We start from the raw sequence: 14,789 nt of genomic DNA, 5'->3' as shown, positions 1-14,789 counted from the left end.
CCCGCCACCCTTTCCAGTGATCTTGGGAACTTTCAGCACCCTGAGGGGCGTCCTGCGGGTAGGGGCTTAGTGTTGGCCAGCAGACGGTTGCCCTGCGAGATGGCAGCGCCAGGGCTGACGGACAACGAGGAGCGCACGGGTGCGGCCTGTAGGCAGCAAGTACCTGCTGGAGGAGCCGCTGGGACGCGGCGCCACCGGGACGGTCTGGCGCGCCCGGATCCGGGACGGCTCGGACAGCGGCGACAGCACGGCCGGCACGCAGCATGTCGCGATCAAGGTGCTCAAGGAGGAGTTGGCCGCCGACCCCGACGTGGTGATGCGCTTCCTGCGCGAGCGCTCGGTGCTGCTGCGGCTGATCCACCCCAATATCGTCCGGGTCCGCGACCTGGTGGTCGAGGGCGAGCTGCTGGCCCTGGTGATGGACCTGGTCGAAGGCCCCGACCTGAACCGCTACCTGCGCGAGCACGGCCCGCTCAGCCCGGTCGCCGGCGCGCTGCTGATGGCGCAGATCGCCGACGCGCTGGCCGCCAGCCATGCCGACGGGGTGGTCCACCGCGACCTCAAGCCGGCCAATGTGATGCTGTCGACGGTGCGGACGCCGGAGGGCGCCGAGCGGATGCATCCGCTGCTCACCGACTTCGGGATCGCCCGGCTCGCCGACTCGCCGGGACTGACCAGGACCCATGAGTTCGTCGGCACCCCCGCGTACGTCGCGCCGGAGTCGGCCGAGGGCCGGGAGCAGACGGCCGCCGTGGACATCTACGGCGCCGGCATCATGATGTACGAACTGCTGACCGGGAAGCCGCCGTTCCACGGCGACGGACCGCTGCAGATCCTCCAGGCGCACCTCTCCCAGGAGCCGCCGCGCCCCCGCAACCTGCCCGAACCGCTGTGGCACGTGGTCGAGCGCTGTCTGAGCAAGGACCCGGCGCGGCGGCCCAGCGCGGTCACCCTGGCCACCGCGCTGCGTACGGTCGCCGCGGGGATCGGGGTGCACGCCTCCTCGGCGCAGATCGAGGCGGCGATGGCGGTGGGAGCGCTACTGGCCCCGCCGCTGGTGGCGGGCAACGACCCGACGGTGCCGAACGGGGTGCGCTACGACCCCGGCGCGCCGACGGTGTTCGGTGCGGTGGCGGCCGGTGCGGGCTACCCGGCCGGTGCGGACTACCCGTTCGGGGCGGCCGACCCGACCCAGGTGCTACCGCCGGGCTCCTTCGAGCGCACCCAGCGGATCCCCCCGTCGAACGGCCAGTTCGGGCCGCCGCCGGGCGTCACCACCACCCAGCCGGTGCTCCAGGGCGAGCAGGCCCAGCAGAGCCGGCAGAGCCAGGGGCAGCAGGCCGAGCAGGGCGGTCCCGGCCAGCAGGACCCGCACCCGTGGGAGAACCAGCTGCGGGCCGCCAGGACCCGCAATGAGCAGACCCGGGTCGACTACCGCTTCCCGGCCGAGCCGGGGCCCCAGCCGCAGGTGGCTCCGCCGCCGTACCGCCCGGCCCCGCAGCCGCCGCAGTACCAGGCGCCGGCCTATGTCGAGCCCGAACCCCGGCCGCAGTCGCGGCCGCAGCCGGCCCCGCAGCCGCAGGCGCGACCCCAGGCGCGGCCGGACGTCCAGCCGCGTCCGGCGCCCCGGCGTGAGCCGGAGCGCGCTCCGGAGCCCGCACCGCGGCGGGGGCGCGAGCCCCGGCCGCCGCGCCGGCGTCGGCGGATCCCCGGTGGCGGCTGCCTCCGGGTGCTGCTCGTGCTGGCCGTGATCGCGGCCTGCGTCTGGTACTTCACCCCGGCCCAGGACTGGATCCACCATGTGGAGTCCTGGTGGCACCAGGTGGTGCAGTGGTGGAACGACGCCACCGGCACCGCGAACAAGATCAAGAAGGATGTCGGCAGCGTGCCCAGCCTGCCCCCGCTACCGACCCCAAAGGGCTGAACAGCACCCGAGATTGACGTTTTGTCGACATCTGACCTGCAGTAACACGCGTCCGGTTCCCCCATGCGGCCCCAACCCGCGTACTTTGGTCGCTGGCACCTGGTCAGGACGCGTCGGTGCCCGCCAGCAGAGGTCCCTACGCGCACGGAGCAGCCTTGGCACGCAAGATCGGCAGCCGCTACACCGCGCACCAGGTGATCGGCCGGGGTTCGGCGGGAACCGTCTGGCTCGGCGAGGGCCCGGAGGGGCCGGTGGCGATCAAGCTGCTCCGCGAGGACCTCGCCTCGGACGAGGTCCTGGTCGGCCGCTTCGTCCAGGAGCGGACCGCCCTCACCAGCCTGGACCACCCCCGGGTGGTCGGCGTGCACGACCTGGTCGTGGACGGCGACGACCTGGCCCTGGTGATGGAGCTGGTGCACGGCTCCGACCTGCGCTCCCGGCTGGACCGCGAGGGCCCGCTCACCCCGCAGGCCGCGGTCTCGGTCGCCGCCGACGTCGCCGAGGGCCTGGCCGTCGCGCACGCCGCCGGGATCGTGCACCGGGACGTCAAGCCGGAGAACATCCTGCTCGACCAGGCCTCCTCGCCCGGGCCCGGCGGAGCCCCCCGCGCCAAGCTCTCCGACTTCGGCATCGCCCGCCTGGTCGACGCCCCCCGGCGGACCCGCGCCACCCGGATCATCGGCACCCCCGACTACCTCGCCCCCGAGGTGATCGAGGGCCTGGAACCGCGCGCCGCGGTCGACATCTACGCCCTCGCCACCGTGCTGTACGAGCTGCTGGCCGGGTTCACCCCGTTCGGCGGCGGCCACACCGGGGCGGTGCTGCGCCGCCATGTGACCGAGACCGTGGCCCCGCTGCCGGGCCTGCCCGAGGACCTGTGGAAGGTAATCGCGCAGTGCCTGTCCAAGGCCCCGGCCTCCCGGCTGCGCGCCTCCGAGCTGGCGACCAGGCTGCGCGAGCAGCTGCCTTCACTGGCCGGGCTGCCGGTGCTGACGGTCAGCCACCCGGACGCTCCGCCGGCCCCGCACCTGGCCGAGTACGACTACGAGGACGACGCCGACGACCGGGACGGCCGCGACAGCCTGGACGACCGGGACGGGGACGGCCGGGACGCCGGCCAGGCCCGGCGCCGCCGCGGCCCCGCCGTCCCGCTGGTGCCCCGGGCGCAGCCGGACTCCAGCCGGGACACCCACACCAGCCTGCGCCGCCCCAGCCGTGAGGAGCTGGCCTCCTTCGCCGAGGCCTCGCGGCAGGAGCGGGCCGCCAAGGCCGGGAAGGGCAGCGCCCACCGCCACGCCGGCGCCAAGCGCGGCGGCGCGGGCCCGGCGGTACGGCGCCGCCGCCGGATCCTGGCCGGGGTGCTGGTGCTGCTGGTCGCCGCGGGCGCGCTGGGGGCCTACAAGGCGTTCGCCAACAGCCCCGACGGCGCGGCCGGCGGCCGTACCCCGAGCAGCGACAGCACCGGCCGCACCCCCGTGCCCTCCGCGCCGGCCACCGCCGCCACCGGGCTGCCGCAGGCCCCGGTGGCCGGGCAGACCGACTCGACCCCGCTGCCCGCCGCCGCTCCGCTGCCCGCCTGGGCGGCCTGGACCACGGCCCCGGCGCCGCCGGTCCCGCTGGTCGGAGCGGTGCGGGCGGTCGAGGTCGGCGACACCGCCTATGTCTTCGGCACCGACGCGGACGGCTACGTCCGCTACCTCACCCGGGGCGCCACCGCCTTCGGCGGCTGGGGCAAGCTCACCGGGATACAGGTCAGCGGAGCGCCCGCCGCCGTGGTCCTGCCGGACGGCAGGCTGCGGCTGTTCGTCCGGGGCACCGACGGCCTGGTCTACCAGCGCACCCTGGTCCAGGGCCGGTGGACCGCCAGCGCCTGGGGCAAGCTGGACGGCCAGGTCCGGGTGGACTCGGCCCCCGCCGCCGCGGTCCACGGCAACCGGATCGACCTGGTGGCCCGGATCGGCACGGTGCTGGCCACCACCTCGTACCCCGGCAGCGGGCCTGGAGCGTCTGGCACACGGTGTCCACGGCCGGCAGCATCGCCGGCACGCCTGCCCTGGTCGCCGAGGCCGGCGGCCGGATCGACGCCTTCGTGGTGCCCGCGAGCGGCGGCCCGGTGCTGCGCACCCAGGCGGTGAACGGCCTCTGGTACCAGGCCCAGCCGGTCACCGGGATCACCGCGGCCGGGGTCACCGCCTCCGGCGGCGCGGCCCGTCCCGAGGCGGTGCAGACCGCGGCCGGGGTGCAGTACGTCTTCGCCGCCTCCGGCGCGGAGGCGGCCGGCAGCGCCGAGGGCTCGCGCTGGACGCCGGGCACGCTGCACGGCGCGACCGGTGACCCGGCCGCCTACACCGACGCCACCGGCGTCGGGCTGTTCCTGCGCACCCCCGCCGGCGGCCTGCGGTTCGCCCACACCCGCTGAAGGGCGGCCCCGGGCCCGGCCGTGAGCGGGGCTCGGCGGTAAGCCGTTGCGGGAACCATTAGGCTGGTCGCGTGGCAGCCATCGATCCATCCGAAGCAATCAAGTCCCTCGAGACGACCATGTCGTCGATCGAGGCCGTGGTCGATCTCGACAGGATCCGTGCCGACATCGCGATCTTCGAGGAGCAGGCCGCCGCGCCCGACCTCTGGAACGACCCCGAGGCCGCCCAGGTGGTCACCAGCAAGCTCTCCTACCTCCAGGGCGAGCTCCGCAAGGTGATGGGCCTGCGCAGCCGGATCGAGGACCTCTCGGTCATGTTCGAGCTGGCCGAGGACGAGGCCGACGCCGACGCCCGGGCCGAGGCCGACGCCGAGCTGACCAGCGTCCGCAAGGTGATCGACGAGATGGAGGTCCGCACCCTCCTCTCCGGCGAGTACGACGCCCGCGAGGCCCTGGTCAACATCAGGGCCGAGGCCGGCGGCGTGGACGCGGCCGACTTCGCCGAGCGGCTGATGCGGATGTACCTGCGCTGGGCCGAGCGGCACGGCTACCCGACCGAGGTCTACGACACCTCCTACGCGGAGGAGGCCGGCATCAAGTCGGCGACCTTCGGCGTCAAGGTCCCCTACGCCTACGGCACGCTCTCGGTCGAGCAGGGCACCCACCGGCTGGTCCGGATCTCCCCGTTCGACAACCAGGGCCGCCGGCAGACCTCCTTCGCGGGCGTCGAGGTGCTCCCGGTGGTGGAGAAGGCCGACCACATCGACATCGACGAGGGCGACCTCCGGGTGGACGTCTACCGCTCCTCGGGCCCCGGCGGCCAGGGCGTCAACACCACCGACTCGGCGGTCCGGATCACCCACCTCCCCACCAACATCGTGGTCTCCTGCCAGAACGAGCGCTCGCAGATCCAGAACAAGGCCAGCGCCATGAACGTGCTCCAGGCCAAGCTGCTGGAGCGCCGCCGCCAGGAGGAGAAGGCGGAGATGGACGCGCTGAAGGACGCCGGGAACTCCTGGGGCAACCAGATGCGCTCCTATGTCCTGCACCCGTACCAGCAGGTCAAGGACCTGCGCACGCAGTACGAGGTGGGCAATCCGCAGGCGGTGCTCGACGGCGATCTGGACGGCTTCATCGAGGCCGGTATCCGCTGGCGCAAGCAGAATGAGAAAGCCGAATAGGGCGTAAGTCTCCAGTCGGAATATTCATAGCAACAACGGCGATCTGCCCCTGAAACCGGACAGATCGCCGTTGACGTTTAGCGGCGCGATTCACCATGCTGGCCCGCAATGCCCCGTACGGGCAGGAAGCGAAGTGGTGAGAGGGGCCGTTGTGGCCAGTTTGCGTCGCGGACACCGGAAGAGGGGCGCCGGCATACGCTCGCGGGGCGTGCGCGTCGCCGCAGCGGCGCTGGCACTGTCCGGCGCGGGGCTGATGATCACCGGCGTCGCCAACGCGGTCACCGCCCCGGCCCTGGCCCCCGGCAAAATCGTCAACGGCCCGCTGGACGTTCCCGGCGCCTACGCGGAGGTGCCGACGGCGACGGATTCGGCGGCGGCGTCCGACCCGGTCACCGACCCCACCGGCACCGACCCGGCCACGGACCCCAGCACCGCCCCGGCCGATCCTGGCAGCACCGCCCCGGCCGACCCCGGCACCAGCACCCCGGCGGACCCGACCACCACCGGCCCGGCCGACCCGACCACCGGCTCGGCCCCGGTCACGGCGACGCCCGGCGCCACCAGGACCTCGGGCACCGCGGCCGGCGGCGGCCAGACCGGCGGCAGCGGGATGACCCAGGCCCCGGCCCGGCAGACCCTCGCCGAGACCGGCGCCGACGACAGCAGCGTCCCGTTCCTGCTGGCGGGCGGCTTCACCCTGCTCGCGGGCGGCCTGGTGTTCCGCTTCGGACCGCGCACCGCGGCCCCGCGGCACGGCGTCTGAGCGGGCTCCCCACAGCTGGACACCGGTAACAGCTGGACACCGGTAACGAGGTCAGGCCCCCGGAGCGGACTCCGGGGGCCTGACCTGTCACGGGTGGGGAAGACTTCTAAGCGAAGGCGTGCCGTGCTATCAGCGCACAGGCGAGCAGGGCCACCAGCAGGGCGATCAGTGCGGCGGGGGAGAGGCCGGCGAAGAGGCCCCGCTGGTCCTGCAACCGCTGTCGACTGGCGCGGCAGGTGGGACAGCGTCCCTCCGCCACCGGACCGGCGCAGTTGGCGCACACCAGACGGTCGAGCGTCATATCGATCTCCTCCTTCGACCTGCCCAACGAGACACCATGCCGGGTGGGTTCCCTCCACTGTGCCATGTCGAACGCGATCCGGGCGGGTTCCCCGAACTGTCCGCCCGCGAGGATGATCACACTTAGTGACTATGATGGCACGATCCTATGGATTTGCCGCATTTTTATTCCGATTTGATGCTGTCTGTCCGTGAACTCCCCCACCTTTCCGTGCCCGTGACTGCGAGCACACGTCGGGTTCGCGTATGGTCGGCCAACCGGGGGAGCCAGGCGTCGCCCCATGGCGCGGCTCCACTGACAGACCTGTCCCTGTCCGCGGGGAGGGAAGACGGTTCCGGAACAACCGGTATCCGCGTCCCCTCTCAACACCTAGACTGGCCGACCGTGATGCAGCCGTGATCCGATTCGACAACGTCTCCAAGACCTATCCGAAGCAGAACCGTCCCGCACTGGACAATCTCTCGCTCGAGATCGAAAAGGGCGAGTTCGTCTTCCTGGTCGGTTCCTCCGGCTCGGGCAAGTCGACCTTCCTGCGGCTGATCCTCCGCGAGGAGCGACCCAGCACCGGTGAGGTGCACGTCCTGGGCAAGGACCTGGCCAAGTTGTCCAACTGGAAGGTCCCGCAGATGCGGCGCCAGCTGGGCACGGTGTTCCAGGACTTCCGGCTGCTCCCCAACAAGACGGTCGGCCAGAACGTGGCCTTCGCGCTCGAGGTGATCGGCAAGCCCCGCAATGTGATCGGCAAGGTCGTCCCCGAGGTCCTCGAACTGGTCGGCCTGGCCGGCAAGCAGGACCGGATGCCCGGCGAGCTGTCCGGTGGTGAGCAGCAGCGCGTGGCCATCGCCCGCGCCTTCGTGAACCGCCCGATGCTGCTGATCGCCGACGAGCCCACCGGAAACCTCGACCCGCAGAACTCCGTGGGCATCATGAAGCTGCTGGACCGGATCAACCGGACCGGCACCACCGTGCTGATGGCGACGCACGACCAGGCCATCGTCGACCAGATGCGCAAGCGGGTCATCGAGCTGGACCAGGGCCACCTGGTCCGCGACCAGTCCCGCGGCGTGTACGGGTACCAGCACTGACGCCCGGGGCCACCCGCCCTCTCTCCACGGCGTCCGCACCAGGCGACGTCAAGAACAGCTAGGAAGTCATGCGAGCACAGTTCGTCATGTCGGAGATCGGCATCGGTCTCCGCCGCAACCTGACGATGACCATCGCGGTGGTCGTGAGCGTGGCGCTCTCGCTCGCGATGGTCGGCGCCGCCCTCCTGCTGAACGCCCAGGTCCGCGACATGCGCGGCTACTGGGGCGACAAGGTCGAGGTGTCGATCTTCTTCTGCAACAAGGCCGACGCGGGCCAGAGCGCGGGCAGCGCCACGCCCGGCGGGGGCGCGGCGGTCGGCACGGTGGCGCCCAACTGCGCCTCGGGCGCGGCCACCCAGACCCAGATGGACTCGGTCCGGGCGCAGCTGCAGAAGACCGGCCTGGTCGAGAAATTCTACACGGAGGACCCGGCCCAGGCGCTGGACGAGTTCAAGAAGCAGGACCCGAAGAACCCGCTGATCCCCTCGCTGACCGCCGACTCCTTCGAGAACTCGCTCCGGATCAAGCTGACCGACCCGCAGAAGTACCAGGTCGTCTCCGGCCTGGTCGGCGGCCAGCCCGGGGTGAAGGAGGTACAGGACCAGAACGAGGTGCTGAAGCCGCTGTTCAACCTGCTCAACACCGCGCAGATGGGCGCCTGGATCATCATGGCGGTGATGGCCTTCGTCACGGTGCTGCTGATCGTCAACACGGTGCGGGTGTCCGCGTTCAGCCGCAAGCGCGAGACCGGCATCATGCGGCTGGTCGGCGCCTCCAACTACTACGTGCAGATGCCGTTCATCGCGGAGGCGGCGTTCGCGGCCGTGGTCGGCGCGGTGCTGGCGTCGGCGATGCTGGCGGTCGCCAAGTACCTGTTCATCGACCGGATCCTGAGCCAGCAGGTCAAGCTGATCACCTTCATCGGCTGGGGCCCGGTGTTCCAGGTGATGCCGCTGATGCTGCTGGCCGGCCTGGTGGTGTCCTCGCTGGCGGCCTTCCTGACGCTGCGCAAGTACCTGCGGGTCTAACGCTGTTGGTAGATATCCTTGTTGGTAGATAGGAAGAACGCCCCGGCCGCTGTACTGCGTCCGGGGCGTTCTGCCGCGTTCGTCACGGTCGGTGGGCCTTCGCCCCCTAGACTCAGCCAGCATGTCCGGTAGCTATCCGCATCTCCGCCTCCAACTGGCCCTCGGCCTGGTGTTCGGGGCCGTGCTGGTGACCGGCGCCGCGGCGGGCGCCTGGGGCAGCGAGGGGCAGCCCCAGCCGGCTCCCGTGCCCGCCTCCGCGCGCGGCTCCCTGAGCGACGCCGCCGCCCGCAGCTGGGTCGAGCGCAGCGCCGACCGCTGGGCCGCCTACTACGGCCCGGAGCAGTACGCGGTCATGGCCGAGGCCCTGGACGGGCGTTACGCCGGGGTCGGGCTCTGGGTGGTCCGCAGCCCGGCCGGTGTGGTCACCGTCGCCAAGGTCCGCGCCGACGCCCCCGCCGGACGGGCGTCGGTACGGGTCGGCGAGCGGCTGCTGGCCGTCGACGGCCGCGCGGTGACCGGGCTCCCGGTCACCGAGGTGGTCGCCCTGCTGCGCGGCGCCAGCCCCGTTCGCGGGCACCGGCGTCAGCCTCACCCTGCAGCGGCAGAAGCTGGTCCGCACGGTCCTGCTGCACCGCCAACTGCTGGACGCCGACGACGTGGTGGTGGACCACCCGGCGGCCGGCATCACCAGGATCGTGGTCTCCGCGTTCACCACCGGCACCGGCGACCAGGTCGAGGCGGCGGTGCACCAGAGCGCGGACAACCGGGGCCGGGGCATCCTGCTGGATCTGCGCGGCAACTCCGGCGGCCTGCTGGACGAGTCGGTCCAATCCGCCTCCAGCTTCCTGGACGGCGGCCCGGTCGGCTCCTACCAGGCCGGCCGCACCAGCTACCGGCTCACCGCGGAGCCCGGCGGCAACACCGTCGTCCCGGTGGTGGTGCTGGTGGACGGCGGGACGATGAGCGCGGCCGAGCTGCTGACCGGCGCGCTCCAGGACCGGCAGCGGGCGGTGGTGGTCGGCTCACGGACCTTCGGCAAGGGCGCGGTGCAGCAGCCGCTGCCGCTGCCGGGCGGCGCGGTGGTCGAACGCACGGTCGGCCACTACCGCACCCCGAACGGCCACGACCTGGACGGCACCGGCATCACCCCGGACGTCACCGTCCCCCGTCGGCCGGCCCGCAGGCGGCGGAGCGCACCGCGATGACCGTGCTGAACGACCTGGCCGGGCTCGACAGCCAGTAAACCTCCGTGCTGGGTGGCCGTCCCAGGTGCGAGAATGGCCCCCATCATGGCCAAGGTAAAAGAACCCGGACGCAAGATCGTCGCGCAGAACAAGAAGGCGCGGCACGACTACAACATCCTGGACGAGATCGAGTGCGGCCTGGTGCTCACCGGCACCGAGGTCAAGTCGCTGCGGGCAGGCAGGGCGTCGCTGGTCGACGGCTTCGCCGAGATCACCAACGGCGAGGCCTGGCTGCACAACGTCCACATCATGGAGTACGCGCAGGGCACGTGGACGAACCACGCCGCCCGGCGCAAGCGCAAGCTGCTCCTGCACAAGGAGGAGATCCGCAAGCTCGACAGCAAACTGCGTGAGTCCGGCTTCACCCTGGTCCCGCTGTCCCTGTACTTCAAGGACGGCCGGGCGAAGCTGATGCTGGCGCTGGCCCAGGGAAAGAAGCTGCACGACAAGCGGCAGACCCTGCGCGAGAAGCAGGACCGGCGCGAGACCGACCGCGTGCTGTCGGCGGTCCGCCGCCGCGCGCAGGGCTGACCCGGCCTGAGCCGGGGCTGCTCGCAGGCCCGACGCGGCGGTAATGAGGTGGACCGGGCCCTCGGCGGGGCCGTAGTATGGCAAGTGTTGCGCAGGACCCCCCAGGTCCAGGCGGAACAGCACCGGAATCGGGCGTGGTGCCCGGCGCAGGTGTTTTGAAAAATACATAGCACCCACATGGGGGTGATCGGTTTCGACTGGGGATGTCGAGCCAGGGGAAGCGAGCCGAGGAAGCGGCAATGATCTCGTAAACCATATGTCGCAAACTATAATCGCCAATTCCAAGCGCGATTCCTTCGCCCTCGCCGCCTGAGCGAGTAACCGAAGGTGTCAGACCGGGCGCGTTCCCGTCCCGGACCCTGGCATAATCTAGGGAACTCCACCGTCTCACCCGGTCACGGGGTGTGGCGGGAAATCAAACAGTGACTGGGCCTGTCGGCGGCTTGTCCGCGTGACTGCCGGGGCCGAGAAAATCACAGCGGTCTGCGCTCGGAGAAGCCCTGGTTTCACACCACAGGACGCGGGTTCGATTCCCGCCACCTCCACCACCCCTGCTTGAACGGCGTCCTCCCTCGGGAGGGCGCCGTTTCTGCGTTCCGGGGGTTCGGGTCACGGCTTGCGAAGGCCGACCCCGCCCGCGCAGCGCACGTCGTGACCCGAACCCCGGCCCGGCCCGGACCGCTCAGGAGCGCAACCTGCTCATAGGCTGCGGGCCATGGAGAAGCTGACCGTTCGTGCCCTCAACCGCGCCACGCTTGCCCGGCAGTCGCTGCTGGGCCGGGAACGGCGCGGGGTGCTGGAGACTGTGGAGTTCCTGGGAGGTCTGCAGGCGCAGATCCCCCACGCCTCCTATGTGGGGCTGTGGACCCGGCTGCTCGACTTCGACCCGGCGGAGCTGTCCGCGCTGATGACGGACCGCTCGGTGGTCCGGATCTCGGCGATGCGCGGCACCATTCACCTGCTCAGCGCCGCCGACGCGCTCAGCTTCCGGCCGCTCTGCCAGGTCGTCAACGATCGCGGCCCCTACGGTAAGAGCGCCTATCGCAAGGCGCTGGCGGGGATCGAGCAGGCGGAGCTGGTCGGCACCGCGCGGAAGCTGCTGGAACGCGAGCCGCTGACCAACGCCCAGCTCGGCGTGGCGCTGCGGGAGGTCTTCCCCGGCTATGACGGCTCCACGCTGGCCTGGGCGGTCCGGGACAGCGCCCTCGCCCTGGTGCAGGTGCCGCCGCGCGGGCTGTGGGGGCAGAGCAGCCAGGCCACCTCCACCACCGTCGAGCACTGGCTCGGCCGCCCGCTGGAGCCCCGCCCCTCCCTGGACGCGATGGTGCTGCGCTATCTGGCCGCGTTCGGCCCGGCCACGGTCAAGGACGCCCAGGCCTGGTCCGGGCTGACCCGGCTGGCCGAGGTGTTCGAGCGGCTCCGCCCGCAGCTGCGCACCTTCCTACCAGCGGAGTCCGGCCGCGAGCTGTTCGACCTGCCGGACGCCCCGCGTCCGGACCAGGACACCCCCGCGCCGATGCGCTTCCTGCCGGACTACGACAACGTGGTGCTCGGCTACGCCGACCGGAGTCGGATCATCACCCCGGAGGACCAGATCCGGCTCGGCAAGCAGAACCGCTATGCGGCGGCGTTCCTGGTGGACGGCCGGGTCCGCGGCGAGTGGACCATCACCCCGACCGGGCCGGTCCCCGAGCTCGCCGTCGTCCCCTTCACCGCGCTCGACGCCGCCGAGGAGCAGGCGGTGCGCGAGGAGGCCGAGCAGCTGCTGCGGTTCCACCGTCCGGATCTGACCGAGTGGACCGTCACCGTACGGATGCGCGCCGACACGAGCGGATGACGTACGATCGTCCGTCCCCCTTTTTTCGTCACAGAAGAACGGAAAAGGGGAAAGCACCACACACCACGCACACCAGGGGGTCCCTTGACCGCGCCCAGCGACATCCAGGCCGGCAGCAGCAGTCGAGCGCACGCGGACTCACTGAGGGACCGTGAGATCGCCGTCGAGCAGCAGCACCTGGACCGGGTGTACCACCGGCTCGAGGAGAAGCTGGCCGAGGCCGAGTACGTCCTCAACGACGCCGCCAGCAAGGCCTCGGTCGGCACCCCCGGCGCGCTCGCCGAGCGCGACGCCCAGGTGTTCCGGGCCGGGCTGCACCTGCAGCGGCTGAACAGCGAGTTCGAGGACTTCCTGTTCGGCCGGATCGACCTGCAGCAGCCGGACGGCCCCGAGGAGGACGGCTTCCCCTCGCAGACCCCGCTGGACCCGGCCGACCCGGTCGTCGCCGAGACCCTGCACATCGGCCGCCTCGGCGTGCTGGACACCGAGTACGGGCCGCTGGTCATCGACTGGCGCGCGCCGGCCGCCGCGCCCTTCTACCAGTCCACCCCGCTGCGCCCCGGACGGGTGGTCCGGCGCCGGGTGATCCGCTCCCGCGGACGCCGGGTGCTCGGGGTCGAGGACGACCTGCTCCGCCCGGACCTGGAGCCGGTGCTGGACGGCGAGCCGCTGGTGATCGTCGGCGACGGCGCGCTGATGGCGACCCTGGGCCGGGCCCGCGGCCACAGCATGCGCGACATCGTCTCCAGCATCCAGCAGGAGCAGGACACCGTGATCCGCGCCGCCGCGGCCGGGGCCACCCTGGTCACCGGCGGTCCCGGCACCGGCAAGACCGCCGTCGCGCTGCACCGCGCCGCCTTCCTGCTCTACCAGGACCGGCGCCGCTACGCCGGCGGCATCCTGGTGGTCAGCCCCACCCCGCTGCTGGTCTCCTACACCGAGGGCGTGCTGCCGGCCCTGGGCGAGGAGGGGCAGGTCGCGATCAGGGCGGTCGGCGGCCTGGTGGACGGGGTCGACGCGGACTCCTACGACACCCCCGAGGTGGCCAGGATCAAGGGCTCCTCGCGGATGGTCGCGCTGATGCGCCGCGCCGCCCGCACCGCCCTGGACACCCCGGCCACCCCCACCGAGCTGCGGGTCAGCGCGCTGGGCGAGGTGCTGCGGCTGGACGCCAACGCGCTGCGCAACCTCCGCCGCAGCGTCCTGGGCACCGGCGGCACCCCGGTCAACCTGCTCCGGCCCCGGGCCCGCAGGCTGCTGCTGGACGCCCTGTGGTCGCTGCTGCTGCGCACCCGGCCGCGTCCGAGCGCCGCCCACTCCGCCGACGAGGCGTTCCAGTCCGCGCCCCGGGTGGACCGGGAGCACCAGCAGCGCGAGCGGGAGACCTTCGACGAGTACCTCAGCGACGACGAGCGCTTCCTCGGCTTCCTCGACGCCTGGTGGCCCTCGCTGACCCCGCGCCGGGCCCTGGCCACCCTGCGCGACCAGCGGCTGATCGGCCGGTTGGTCCGCGGCGCGCTGAGCCAGCAGGAGACCCGGCTGCTCGCCGCCTCCTGGAAGCACCTGGACGAGGACGGCAACGGCAGCCTGACCGCCCACGACGTGGCGCTGCTGGACGAGCTGCTGGTGCTGCTCGGCGAGCCGGCCCGGCCCCGGGTCCGCGAGGTGGACGCGGCCGACCTGCTGACCGGCCTGGACGAGGTCACCACGGCCGCCGACCGCAACCGCCGCTCCTACGACCCGCGCCGCGAGGTGCAGGAGCGAAGCGAGTACGCGCACATCATCGTGGACGAGGCGCAGGACCTCACCCCGATGCAGTGGCGCATGATCGGCCGCCGGGCCCGGATGGCCACCTGGACCATCGTCGGCGACCCGGCCCAGAGCTCCTGGATCGACCCGGCCGAGGCCCAGGCCGCGATGGACGAGACCCTGGGCTCGAAGACCCGCCGCCGCTTCACCCTCACCACCAACTACCGGAACCCGGCCGAGATCGCCGACGTGGCGTCCAGGATCCTGGCGCAGGCCGCGCCGGGCACCGAGCCGCCGCGCGCGGTGCGCTCCACCGGGGTGCACCCGCGGTTCGCCGCGGTCGCCCGCGAGGACGCGATGGGGGCGGCGGCCCGCGCCGAGGTCGAGCGGCTGCTCGGCGAGGTGGACGGCACGGTCGGCATCGTGGTGCCGATGGACCGCCGCGGCGAGGCCGCCGAGTGGATCGCCGGGCTCGGCGACCGCGCGGTGGCGCTGGGCAGCCTGGAGGCCAAGGGCCTGGAGTACGACGCCACGGTCGTCGCCGACCCCTCCGGCATCGCCGGCGAGTCGGACGCCGGGCTGCGGGTCCTCTATGTGGCGCTGACCCGCGCCACCCAGCGGCTGACAGTGCTCTCCGGCCCGCTGGACCTGCCGGACGCGGACGGCGTCCCGGCCCTGCTGCACGCCTGACCGGCCAGGCCCGAGAGAGGCCCGGCAGGACAGCAGA

Annotated in this window: 12 protein-coding genes, 1 other RNA gene and 1 pseudogene; 13 read left to right on the top strand and 1 reads right to left on the bottom strand. The window is 72.3% G+C overall.

Features of this window, described 5'->3' with window-relative positions; genetic code table 11:
• Positions 1-139: 139 nt before the first annotated feature.
• The 5 genes from ACXKR8_RS18815 (at position 140) to ACXKR8_RS18795 (ending at position 6,287) form a co-directional block, all read left to right on the top strand.
• Positions 140-1,924 (top strand): serine/threonine-protein kinase, encoded by a 1,785-nt coding sequence (locus tag ACXKR8_RS18815; protein ID WP_458274061.1) that lies wholly within the window; start codon positions 140-142, stop codon positions 1,922-1,924.
• Between the two features lie 155 nt (positions 1,925-2,079).
• Complete coding sequence (locus tag ACXKR8_RS18810; RefSeq protein WP_462100588.1) at positions 2,080-4,059, top strand: serine/threonine-protein kinase; 1,980 nt, start codon at positions 2,080-2,082, stop codon at positions 4,057-4,059.
• Entirely contained in the window at positions 4,014-4,343 is a 330-nt protein-coding gene (locus ACXKR8_RS18805; RefSeq protein ID WP_462100587.1) for a hypothetical protein, read from the top strand. Before ACXKR8_RS18810 ends, ACXKR8_RS18805 begins: the two co-directional genes overlap by 46 nt.
• A gap of 71 nt (positions 4,344-4,414) precedes the next feature.
• The gene (gene prfB, locus ACXKR8_RS18800) at positions 4,415-5,524 is read left to right on the top strand and encodes a peptide chain release factor 2 (RefSeq protein WP_458274059.1); all 1,110 of its coding nucleotides are present in this window, start codon (positions 4,415-4,417) and stop codon (positions 5,522-5,524) included.
• A 208-nt stretch (positions 5,525-5,732) separates the two neighbouring features.
• Entirely contained in the window at positions 5,733-6,287 is a 555-nt protein-coding gene (locus ACXKR8_RS18795) for an LPXTG cell wall anchor domain-containing protein (protein ID WP_458274058.1), read from the top strand.
• A gap of 106 nt (positions 6,288-6,393) precedes the next feature.
• On the opposite strand, the gene ACXKR8_RS18790 is transcribed toward ACXKR8_RS18795, so the two are convergent.
• A complete protein-coding gene (locus tag ACXKR8_RS18790) occupies positions 6,394-6,588 on the bottom strand; it encodes a hypothetical protein (protein WP_458274057.1) in 195 nt (64 codons plus the stop codon).
• 395 nt (positions 6,589-6,983) lie between these two features.
• Here ACXKR8_RS18790 and ftsE point away from each other — a divergent pair, with 395 nt between their 5' ends.
• The 8 genes and pseudogenes from ftsE (at position 6,984) to ACXKR8_RS18750 (ending at position 14,752) form a co-directional block, all read left to right on the top strand.
• The gene (gene ftsE, locus ACXKR8_RS18785) at positions 6,984-7,673 is read left to right on the top strand and encodes a cell division ATP-binding protein FtsE (RefSeq protein ID WP_380515036.1); all 690 of its coding nucleotides are present in this window, start codon (positions 6,984-6,986) and stop codon (positions 7,671-7,673) included.
• Between the two features lie 68 nt (positions 7,674-7,741).
• Complete coding sequence (ftsX, locus tag ACXKR8_RS18780) at positions 7,742-8,701, top strand: permease-like cell division protein FtsX (protein WP_458274056.1); 960 nt, start codon at positions 7,742-7,744, stop codon at positions 8,699-8,701.
• 121 nt (positions 8,702-8,822) lie between these two features.
• Positions 8,823-9,203: pseudogene (locus ACXKR8_RS18775) on the top strand (S41 family peptidase); the annotation flags it as partial.
• 154 nt (positions 9,204-9,357) lie between these two features.
• Positions 9,358-9,906: a S41 family peptidase gene (locus tag ACXKR8_RS18770; protein WP_462100586.1), complete on the top strand. Its 549-nt coding sequence runs from the start codon at positions 9,358-9,360 to the stop codon at positions 9,904-9,906.
• Between the two features lie 84 nt (positions 9,907-9,990).
• Positions 9,991-10,476: an SsrA-binding protein SmpB gene (gene smpB / locus ACXKR8_RS18765; RefSeq protein WP_458274054.1), complete on the top strand. Its 486-nt coding sequence runs from the start codon at positions 9,991-9,993 to the stop codon at positions 10,474-10,476.
• Positions 10,477-10,655: 179 nt separating this feature from the next.
• Positions 10,656-11,024: a transfer-messenger RNA gene (ssrA, locus tag ACXKR8_RS18760) on the top strand.
• 167 nt (positions 11,025-11,191) lie between these two features.
• A complete protein-coding gene (locus ACXKR8_RS18755; RefSeq protein ID WP_458274053.1) occupies positions 11,192-12,313 on the top strand; it encodes a winged helix DNA-binding domain-containing protein in 1,122 nt (373 codons plus the stop codon).
• A gap of 84 nt (positions 12,314-12,397) precedes the next feature.
• Positions 12,398-14,752 carry a HelD family protein gene (locus ACXKR8_RS18750; protein WP_458274052.1) on the top strand — a complete coding sequence of 785 codons (2,355 nt, stop codon included), beginning with the start codon at positions 12,398-12,400 and terminating at the stop codon, positions 14,750-14,752.
• Positions 14,753-14,789: the final 37 nt, after the last annotated feature.

The sequence above is a fragment of the Streptacidiphilus sp. PAMC 29251 genome (assembly GCF_054208735.2).
The sequence above is the reverse complement of the archived record's forward strand: the minus strand, read 5'-3'. Positions and strand labels throughout refer to the sequence as shown.

Coding starts and splice junctions, on each gene's coding strand:
- smpB (WP_458274054.1), top strand. CDS start 9,991: ATGGCCAAGGTAAAAGAACCCGGACGCAAGATCGTCGCGCAGAACAAG.
- ACXKR8_RS18790 (WP_458274057.1), bottom strand. CDS start 6,588: ATGACGCTCGACCGTCTGGTGTGCGCCAACTGCGCCGGTCCGGTGGCG.
- ACXKR8_RS18755 (WP_458274053.1), top strand. CDS start 11,192: ATGGAGAAGCTGACCGTTCGTGCCCTCAACCGCGCCACGCTTGCCCGG.
- ftsX (WP_458274056.1), top strand. CDS start 7,742: ATGCGAGCACAGTTCGTCATGTCGGAGATCGGCATCGGTCTCCGCCGC.